Genomic DNA, 8,753 nt, shown 5'->3' with positions numbered 1-8,753 from the left:
GAGCGACCGTCCCGGGTACCGCAAGAGCGAGTCGGGTGATCGTCCCGGGTACCGCAAGAGCGAGTCGAGCGACCGCGGCGGATATCGCGGCGACCGTTCCGACGACCGTGGTGGCTACCGGAAGAGCGATTCCGGTGACCGACCCGGCTTCCGCAAGGACAGCTCCGGTGATCGCGGCGGTTACCGCGGCCAGGGTTCCGGCGACCGTCCCGGCTACCGCAAGGACGACTCCTCCGGCGACCGCGGCGGTTACCGCGGCGGCGACCGTTCGAGCGATCGTGGCGGGTACCGCAAGGACGACTCGGGTGATCGCGGCGGCTACCGCAAGAGCGAGTCGAGCGACCGCGGCGGCCACCGGGGCCAGGGTTCCGGCGACCGTCCGGGTTACCGCAAGAGCGAGTCGAGCGATCGTGGTGGGTATCGCGGCGACCGTTCGAACGACCGGTCCAGCGACCGTGGCGGATACCGCAAGGACGACCGCCGCGACTCGCGTCCCGCCGACCGCGACAGCTCGCGCAACGACGAGCGTCCCGCCTACCAGCGCGACGACCGTCGTGACGAGCGCAGCCGTGAGCGTGCGGCACGCTTCCAGGAGCGTCTGACCGACCAGGAGAGCACCGGCGAGGGCGCCTCCGAGGCGACCCCTGAGGTGACCTCCGGCGGCGAGCGCGCCGGCTACCGCCTCGGTGACGGTGCGGCGGCCAGCCGTGCCGCGAGCCGCGGGCAGGTTTCCGGGAACGAGGACGGTGAGGACGACGTCGAGGGCGTGAAGGCCACCGACGACGCCGTTGCCGCCGACGTCAACACCGACGCCGATGCCGGCTCCGACGACGAGCCGTCCGGCGGCAAGCCTTCGGACGACGCTCCCTCGGGTGACGAGTCCGGCGACGCCGACGGCCCCCAGGCCGAGCAGCTCGACGAGGCCCCCGCCCCCCGCGGCGGACGTCCCGAGCTGCCGGAGGAGGCCGACCTCTCCCTGCTCGACCCGGAGATCAAGGCCGAGCTGCGCAGCCTCCCCAAGGGGCTCGCGGAGATCATCGGACGGCACCTGGCCGCGGCCGGGCTGCTGATCGACGAGGACCCGCAGCTCGCGCTGGAGCACGCCCGGTACGCGCGCAGCAAGGCGGCGCGGGTCGGCGTCGTGCGGGAAGCGGCGGGTCTCACCGCCTACTTCGCGGACGAGTGGGCCGAGGCTCTCAGCGAGCTGCGGGCCGCGCGCCGGATGATGACGGGGCCGGGCCACCTGGCGATCATGGCCGACTGCGAGCGGGCGCTCGGGCGTCCCGAGCGGGCCATCGACCTCGCCAAGGACCCGTCGGCCAAGGAGCTCAGCCAGGAGGACGAGATCGAGCTGCGGATCGTCGCGGCCGGCGCTCGTCGTGACATGGGCCAGTTCGACGCGGCCGTCATCGCGTTGCAGGGACCGGACCTCGATCCGGGGCAGCGCACTCCCTACTCCGCGCGACTCTTCTACGCTTACGCAGACAACCTGGCCGCGGCCGGTCGTACCGAGGAAGCGGTCAAGTGGTTCCTCAACGCCGCCGAGGCTGACGACGAAGGGGAGACGGACGCCGCCGAGCGCGCGTTCGAGCTGACCCAGGAGGAGACCCCGCAGCAGTGAGCGAGACGTTGGTCGACCGGTACGACGCGTTGCTGATCGATCTCGACGGCACCGTCTACCGCGGCAAAGAGGTCGTGCCGGGTGCGGTGGAAGCCGTCGCCAGGGCAAGAGAGCACGGCATCGGGATCCGGTTCGTCACCAACAACGCCTCTCGCTCACCGCAGGCGGTCGCCGACCACCTCGTCGAGCTCGGGTTCGACACGAGCGTCGACGAGGTGAGCACCTCCGCGCAGGCGGGCGCGGCCATGCTGGCCGAACGTCTGCCGACGCGGTCCACCGTGCTCGTGCTCGGCACCAAGGCCCTCGAGGCCGAGGTGTTCAAGCGCGGTCTCATCCCGACCGACACCGCCGAAGGCGCGGTGGCGGTCCTGCAAGGGCTGTCCATGGACCTCGGCTGGTGCGAGCTGGCCGAGGCCGCGGTGGCCATCCGTTCCGGTGCGCTGTGGGTGGCGTGCAACGTCGACGCCACCCTGCCCACCGATCGCGGCCTCCTGCCCGGCAACGGCTCGCTCGTCGCGGCGCTCAGGACCGCGACCGGCCAGGAGCCGCTCGTCGCCGGCAAGCCCGCCACCCCGCTGCTGCAGCAGGCGGCGAAGGACCTCGGCGCGCAGCGGCCCCTGGTGGTCGGTGACCGGCTCGACACCGACGTCCTGGGCGCGGTCAACGCCGGCATGGACTCGCTGCTCGTGCTCACGGGCGTGTCGACGGAGGAAGAGGCGCAAGCGCTTCCGGATGAGCAGAAGCCCACGTACGTCGGCGCGGACCTGTCGGTACTCCATCGGCTACCGTAGGTCTGTGAACTACCCCCTGCCCGGACCGCCGCCCAACCCGGCCGACGCCATCGACGGCGCGCTGGAGAGGCTCGACGGGCTCGAGAACGTTCCCCTCGCCGAGCACGTGGCGCGGTTCGACGCCGTACATGCGACGCTCACCGACGCACTGTCGAGCATCGACAGGGTGTGACGCACAGTGCCTCGCAGAGTGCGGCTCGATGCCGAACTCGTGCGCAGGGGGCTCGCCCGGTCCCGTGAGCACGCCAGCCAACTTGTCGCGGACGGCCGCGTCACGGTGCGCGGCACCGTCGCGACGAAGCCCGCGACCGCCGTGGAGACCTCCGACGCGGTCGTCGTGAAGGATCTCGACAACGATCCCAATTGGGCGTCCAGGGGCGCGCACAAGCTCATCGGCGCGCTCGAAGGTTTCAAGATCGACCCCACCGGCAGGCGTTGTCTCGACGCCGGCGCATCCACTGGCGGTTTCACGGACGTGCTGCTGCGCAAAGGCGCACGGCAGGTCGTCGCGGCCGACGTCGGCAGGGGTCTGCTCGACTGGAAGCTGCAGACCGACGACCGGGTCGTCGTGAAGGACAAGACCAACGTCCGCACCCTCACGCCCGAGGACATCGGCGGCACGGTTGAACTCGTGGTGGCCGATCTTTCGTTTATCTCGTTGAGGCTTGTGCTTCCCGCACTGGCCGCGTGCCTCGACGAGGAGGGCGATCTGCTGCCGATGGTCAAGCCGCAGTTCGAGGTCGGCAAGGAACGGCTCGGTTCGGGTGGCGTCGTGCGCGACCCGGAGCTCCGTGCCGAAGTCGTCCTCGAGGTGGCCAAGGCCGCGGAGCAGTCGGGTCTGGCCGTGCACGGGGTCGTCGCGAGCCCGCTGCCCGGACCGTCCGGCAACGTCGAGTACTTCCTCTGGCTCCGCAAGGGCGACCCGGTCGACCCCGCGGAGATGGTGCGCACCGCCGTCGAAGAAGGGCCCCAATGAGGGAAGTCCTGCTGGTCGTCCACACCGGGCACCAGAGCAACGTCGATCTCGCCCGCCAGGTGGCCGGCCGTCTCGCGGTCGGAGGCGTCACGACGAGAGTGCTCGACGACGAGGCGCGTGACCTCGGCCCGTCGTGCTGCACCAAGGTCGTGCCCGCCGACGACCATTCCGCCGAGGGCACCGAGCTGGTGCTCGTCCTCGGCGGTGACGGCACGTTCCTGCGCGGCGCCGAGCTGGCCCGTCCGGCGGGGGTGCCGGTGCTGGGCGTGAACCTCGGCCGCGTCGGGTTCCTCGCGGAGGCCGACTCGGACGCGTTGCACGAGGCCGTCGGCCATGTGCTGGAACGCGACTACTTCGTGGAAGAGCGCATGACGCTCGACCTCGTCGCGAAGGTCAACGGCGAGGTCGTCGTGGAGACCTGGGCGCTCAACGAGGTCAGCGTCGAGAAGCTGATCCGCGAACGCATCCTCGAGGTCGTCGTCGAGGTGGACGGGCGGCCCGTGTCGGCGTTCGGCTGCGACGGCGTGCTGTGCGCGACGCCGACGGGCTCGACGGCCTACGCGTTCTCGGCGGGCGGCCCGGTCGTGTGGCCGGACGTGCAGGCGATCCTGGTGGTGCCGAGCAACGCGCACGCGCTGTTCGCCCGGCCGCTGGTCGTGTCGCCGAAGTCGCACGTGGCGTTCGAGATCGAGGCGACCGGGCACCCGGCGGCGCTGTCCGCGGACGGGCGGCGCACGTTCGAGCTGCCCGCGGGCGCGCGGATCGAGATCGTGGAAGGCGAGGTGCCGCTCAAGGTCGTGCGGCTGCACCAGGCTCCGTTCACTGACCGGCTGGTCGAGAAGTTCGACCTGCCGGTGAAGGGATGGCGGGGGCCATCGGCAGGCTGATCGCGCCGCTCGGTGCGTCGGCACTGGCTCGTTATGGTGCCCGCGAGGAAATGTCGGACTCGACAAGTAAGGTTCGCCCTGTGCTGGCCGAGATGCGCATCAATGGCCTTGGCGTGATCGACGAGGCCACCCTTGAACTGGACCCCGGGTTCACCGTAGTCACCGGTGAGACGGGCGCGGGCAAGACCATGGTCGTGACCGGGTTGCACCTGCTCGGCGGCGGCCGTGCTGAGGCGTCCCGCGTGCGCACCGGAGCGGACAAGGCGGTGGTCGAGGGCCGCTTCCAGGCTCCGGCGGGCAGCCCTGCCGCGAAGGTGGCGGAGGAGGTCGGCGGGGAGGCCGACGAGGACGGGTCGCTGATCGCGATCCGCACCGTCGGTGCCGACGGCCGCTCCCGCGCGCACGTCGGCGGTCGCTCCGTGCCGGTCGGCGTGCTGTCCGAGCTGGCGGAGCAGCTGATCGCCGTCCACGGTCAGAACGACCAGCTGCGCCTCATGCGCCCGACCGAGCAGCGCGGCGTGCTGGACCGCTTCGCCGGCGAGGACGTGGCCGAGCCGTTGCGCTCCTACCAGTCCGTGCGCGAGGAATGGCTGCGCGTCTCGACTGAGCTGAAGGAGCGCACCGAACGTTCCCGCGAGCTCGCGCGCGAGGCCGACCTGCTGCGGCACGGCCTGACCGAGATCGACGCGGTCGACCCCAAGCCGGGCGAGGAGTCCGAGCTGCACGACGAGGCCCGCCGCCTCGCCGACGCCGACCAGCTCCGCGAGGCCGCCCAGGGCGCGCAGTTCGCGGTGTCCGGCTCCCTGGAGGGCGACCCGGACAACCCCGGCGCGCTCGGCCTGATCTCCGAGGCCGCCCGCCGCCTGTCCGTCTCCGAGGACCCGAAGCTGCGCGAGATGGAACCGCGCCTGGTCGAGGCCGCCACGCTGCTCGCCGACGTCGGCGCGGAGATCTCCGGCTACCTCGACCACCTGGAAGCCGACCCCGGCCGCCTCGAAGCCGTGTTGCAGCGCCAAGCCGAGCTGAAGTCGTTGACCCGCAAGTACGCGGCGGACGTCGACGGCGTGATCGCCTGGGCCGCCGACGCCCGAGCGCGCCTCGACGGCCTCGACACCTCCGAGGAGGCCCTGACCGGCCTGGCCCAGCGCCGCGACGCGCTGGCCGTGGAACTGGCGGCGCTGGCCGAACGCGTCACCGCCGCCCGCGTCGAGGCCGCCCTCGAACTGGGCAAGGCCGTCACCGAGGAGCTCGACGGCCTCGCGATGCCGCACGCCTCGGTCGAACTGGCCGTGCGCCCCCGCCACGCCGAGTCCGGCGACGCGCAGGCCCTTCCGGTCGGCCGCTCGATCCTGCACGCGGGCGCCTCCGGCGTCGACGACGTGGAGCTCCGCCTGATCTCGCACCCCGGCGCCCCGGCCCTGCCGGTGCACAAGGGCGCGTCGGGTGGCGAGCTCTCGCGCGTGATGCTGGCGCTCGAAGTGGTGCTGTCGCACTCCGACCCGGTGCCGACCCTCGTCTTCGACGAGGTGGACGCCGGCGTCGGCGGCCGCGCCGCCGTCGAGGTGGGCCGCAGGCTGGCCAGGCTGGCCCGCTCGCACCAGGTCATCGTGGTGACGCACCTGCCGCAGGTGGCGGCGTTCGCGGACAGGCACCTGGTGGTGGACAAGTCCGCCGACGGCACGTTCACGCGATCCGCGGTGCGCAGGCTCGACGAGACGCAGCGCGTGGTGGAACTGGCCCGCATGCTCGCCGGCATGGACTCGACCGACACCGGCCGGGCGCACGCCGAGGAGCTGCTGGCGGCGGCGAAGGCGGACAAGTCGTCGGCGCCCGTGGTGAGGCGGCGCAAGAAGAAGGCCTGAGGCTTGTGGCTGGAACAGCGGCGCGGCGCCCTTGGGGGCGTCGCGCCGCTTTCTGTTCCGCGGCCTTCCTGGGCGGCTGTTCCTGTCGGTGATCAGCGGCGGCGAGCGCGGTCGGACCGGTGGGGGGCGTTCGCTCTGCGCTCGTGGGCGGTTGCCGCTCATTCGCGGCGTGCAGTGGGCGGTGGCCAGATTCGCGCGTCCGCTGCGGCGAACGAGGTGCGGGCGGACGTGCCGGTGCCGCGGCAGGCGGTTCGGCGGCGCCGGCACGGTTCGCAGCCGAGCGGTTCCGCGTCACGACGTACCGCCGGCGGCTGGGGCGCGGTGGCCGGGGCGCGCGATGGCCGACAGCCAGGCCGTGCACGCGTTCAACTGGCGCCGCGGACGCTTGCGCAGGGGTACCCCCGGGCTGGGAACCCCTACATCTCAACGTACTCGGCACCACCGACAAGATCGGCGAGCCGAAATCCGGGCCGTGCCCTGGGCCGCTGTTCCCGCCGGCGTTCGGCATGATGGGAGCGTGACCGGGCATCGGTCAGCGGACGCACACGGTGGTGCGGTGGAAGGTGGACCGGATCTGTGACCACGCGCCGGGTGTTCGGGGCGGTGCTGGTGTTCGTCGCGGCCGGGCTCGCGGTGGCGGCCACGTTCCTGTCGGCCTATTCCGTGCAGGTGCCGTTCCGAGGCCGGACGTTGTGGTTCGAGGCCACGCTCTGGGCAGTGGAGCGGGACGACTTCCGCGGCGCGTTCGCGCTCACGCCCCTGGAGCTCGGTGAGCCGGTCGTCGCGGCGGCGCTGGTGCTGGCGTTGTCGGCTGTGGTGGCGTTCCGGGTTCCCGCCGCGCGGGTCGGGTCGCTGCTCGGGGCCGGGGTGCTGGCCGGGGTGGCCTGGTCGGCGGTCATCAGTGTGCGGGCGACCGTGCGGGAGTTGCGGGACCTCGACGTGCCGGCGCCGTTCGAGGTGGAGCAGGGGCCCGGGATCACGCTGCTGGTCGTGGCGGCGGGGGTGGCCCTGGTGTCGGCGGTGCTGCACCAGGAGCTGCCGCGTCGCGACGAGCCCGAGACGGCCGCCGACGGTGTGGTGATCCACCAGATCGACGACGAGCCGGATGACACGGAAACGCCGCCGTACGGGTTCCCGGTGGTCGTGGAGCCCAGGAATGACTGACCGGCGGAAGATCGCGCCGGCGCTGCTCTTGCTGGCGGCTGTGTCGGTCGTCGTCGGGAGTTTCCAGGACACGTACGGGCTCGTCTTCCAAGGGGGTGGGCTCTACCAGTCGGTGTTCACGTCGCTGTGGGGTGTCACCTCCGGCACGCCCGAGGCTGATGGCCAGGACACCGCTGTCCACTACGCGGCCGGGATGCCGGTGGTGGTCTGCGCCGCGCTCCTGGTCGTCGCGGCCGTGCTCGCGTTCAGGGGGAGAGGACGTGCGCTGGCGCTGGTCGCCGCCGGGGCACTGGCCGGGATCGTGTTCTACTACGTGACCCAGGTCCTGCACGAGGAGGAGCTCAGGGCGTCGTGGCCGGGCGGCCCCGAGGCGTTCGAGTTCCACTTCTACGCCGGCACCTACCTGCTGGCCGCGGGCGCGGTCATCGGACTGGCCGGCGCCGTGCTCGCGCAACGGAAGCAGCCCGAGTCCGACGAGGCGGTGGTCGTGCACCAGCTCGGCGCCGACGACGACACGCCACCCTTCGGAATCGACCTGCGGCAGGAGACCCGGTGATCGGAAGACCTACGGCGGTCGCGCTCATCGCGGCCGGGGTGGTGCTGACCGCGACGGCCATGGTGCTGCCGTGGTACTCGACGGTGTACGCGGGTGGCGTCGAGGTCGTGGTCAGGGCGTGGGGCACGGAGGTCGTCAACAAGCCCGGCGACTGGCCCGCCGGTGACCTGTCGCCCTGGTACGGCGTGCCGATCGCCGTGACGGCGGCGTTGCTCGTCGCCGGTATCTGGATCACCAGGGCCGCGCTGGCCGGAGCCGCCGCCCAGGCCGGTGCCGTCGGCATCACCGCGGCGCTGCTGGTCTCCGAACGCGGCCACGCCGTCGAGCAGCAGGGTGACTTCGCGCTCGGGTTCGGGCTGGTGTTCCTCGTCGTGGGAACGCTGGCCGCTCTCGCCGGCGCCGTGGCGGTCCAGCGGGAGGCGGCGTGAAGATCCTCAGCGCGGTGCTCCTGGCGGTGGCGGCCGCGGCCGCCGTGGCGGCGACGTTCCTGCCGTTCTCGGAACTGCTCATCCGCCTCGTTCCCGGCCAGCCGCAGACCTCCTACGTCACCACGGGCTGGAGCACGCACTTCGGTGCCACGAAAGACGAGCACGGACCGCTCTTCGCCATTCCGGTCGTCGCGGCGGCCGTGACGATCCTGCTCGGCATCAGGTGGCGGAAGGTCGCTTATGCCGGAGCGGCGGCACTCGCGGGCGTCACCGGCATGCTGTTCGTCTACCTGCTGAACGCCATCAGCTTCCACGAGGAGGGCAACATCGCGATCGATCCCGCCCTGGAAGCCGGGTTCGGCAACGGGATCTGGGTCCTCGTGGCCGCGGTGGTCCTCGCCTTCGGCGCCGTGGTGGTTCACCCCGACGACTGACCAGCCGCGACATGCCCGGCGTGCCTCACCTGTC

Annotated in this window: 10 protein-coding genes; all 10 read left to right on the top strand. The window is 72.1% G+C overall.

All coding sequences use genetic code 11. The features are described 5' to 3' along the window. Positions 1 to 1,621: hypothetical protein (locus VM306_RS35695; RefSeq protein ID WP_325522883.1), on the top strand; the 1,621-nt coding region annotated here is incomplete at its 5' end. After that, a complete protein-coding gene (locus tag VM306_RS35690) occupies positions 1,618 to 2,412 on the top strand; it encodes an HAD-IIA family hydrolase (RefSeq protein WP_325522881.1) in 795 nt (264 codons plus the stop codon). The genes VM306_RS35695 and VM306_RS35690, both read left to right, overlap by 4 nt. Before the next feature lie 4 nt (positions 2,413 to 2,416). After that, the gene (locus VM306_RS35685) at positions 2,417 to 2,584 is read left to right on the top strand and encodes a hypothetical protein (protein WP_325522880.1); all 168 of its coding nucleotides are present in this window, start codon (positions 2,417 to 2,419) and stop codon (positions 2,582 to 2,584) included. Between the two features lie 6 nt (positions 2,585 to 2,590). Next, on the top strand, positions 2,591 to 3,388 hold the full coding sequence (locus tag VM306_RS35680; RefSeq protein ID WP_325522879.1) for a TlyA family RNA methyltransferase: 798 nt from the start codon (positions 2,591 to 2,593) through the stop codon (positions 3,386 to 3,388). Then, complete coding sequence (locus VM306_RS35675; protein ID WP_325522878.1) at positions 3,385 to 4,275, top strand: NAD kinase; 891 nt, start codon at positions 3,385 to 3,387, stop codon at positions 4,273 to 4,275. Before VM306_RS35680 ends, VM306_RS35675 begins: the two co-directional genes overlap by 4 nt. Before the next feature lie 80 nt (positions 4,276 to 4,355). After that, positions 4,356 to 6,137 (top strand): DNA repair protein RecN, encoded by a 1,782-nt coding sequence (gene recN / locus VM306_RS35670; RefSeq protein WP_325522876.1) that lies wholly within the window; start codon positions 4,356 to 4,358, stop codon positions 6,135 to 6,137. Between the two features lie 576 nt (positions 6,138 to 6,713). Continuing rightward, the gene (locus VM306_RS35665; protein ID WP_325522874.1) at positions 6,714 to 7,301 is read left to right on the top strand and encodes a hypothetical protein; all 588 of its coding nucleotides are present in this window, start codon (positions 6,714 to 6,716) and stop codon (positions 7,299 to 7,301) included. Beyond that, positions 7,294 to 7,857, top strand: a complete 564-nt coding sequence (locus VM306_RS35660) for a hypothetical protein (protein WP_325522872.1) — start codon at positions 7,294 to 7,296, stop codon at positions 7,855 to 7,857. The genes VM306_RS35665 and VM306_RS35660 overlap by 8 nt, the downstream gene beginning before the upstream one ends. Continuing rightward, positions 7,854 to 8,285, top strand: coding sequence for a hypothetical protein (locus VM306_RS35655; RefSeq protein ID WP_325522870.1), 432 nt, complete (start codon positions 7,854 to 7,856; stop codon positions 8,283 to 8,285). The genes VM306_RS35660 and VM306_RS35655 overlap by 4 nt, the downstream gene beginning before the upstream one ends. Beyond that, positions 8,282 to 8,719, top strand: a complete 438-nt coding sequence (locus VM306_RS35650) for a hypothetical protein (protein WP_325522868.1) — start codon at positions 8,282 to 8,284, stop codon at positions 8,717 to 8,719. The genes VM306_RS35655 and VM306_RS35650 overlap by 4 nt, the downstream gene beginning before the upstream one ends. Positions 8,720 to 8,753 lie beyond the last annotated feature (34 nt).

This window comes from Lentzea sp., from assembly GCF_035525475.1.
In the GTDB taxonomy this organism is placed as follows: domain Bacteria; phylum Actinomycetota; class Actinomycetes; order Mycobacteriales; family Pseudonocardiaceae; genus Lentzea.
The sequence above is the reverse complement of the archived record's forward strand: the minus strand, read 5'-3'. Positions and strand labels throughout refer to the sequence as shown.

Coding starts and splice junctions, on each gene's coding strand:
- VM306_RS35675 (WP_325522878.1), top strand. CDS start 3,385: ATGAGGGAAGTCCTGCTGGTCGTCCACACCGGGCACCAGAGCAACGTC.
- VM306_RS35660 (WP_325522872.1), top strand. CDS start 7,294: ATGACTGACCGGCGGAAGATCGCGCCGGCGCTGCTCTTGCTGGCGGCT.